The following is a 234-nucleotide window of genomic DNA, read 5'->3' on the forward strand; positions in this document are numbered from 1 at the left end:
CGTACTTGCGCTTGTTGAAGCTGATGTACTTGCTGATGTACTTGCGCTTGTTGAAGCTGATGTGCTAGCAGATGTACTTGCGCTTGTTGAAGCCGATGTGCTTGCTGACGTGCTTGCTGATGTACTTGCACTTGTTGAAGCTGAGGTGCTTGCTGACGTGCTTGCACTTGTTGATGCTGAGGTACTTGCTGACGTGCTTGCGGTGGTTGATGCTGATGTACATGAGGAGGTGGG

1 protein-coding gene is annotated in these 234 nt (G+C 50.4%); it reads left to right on the forward strand.

What is annotated here, in order from left to right; translation table 11 throughout:
* Window positions 1-234: hypothetical protein (locus N8M66_RS09370; protein WP_261047247.1), on the forward strand; the 234-nt coding region annotated here is incomplete at both ends.

The organism is Streptococcus mitis, from assembly GCF_946188585.1.
Classification (GTDB): Bacteria; Bacillota; Bacilli; order Lactobacillales; family Streptococcaceae; genus Streptococcus; species Streptococcus mitis_DG.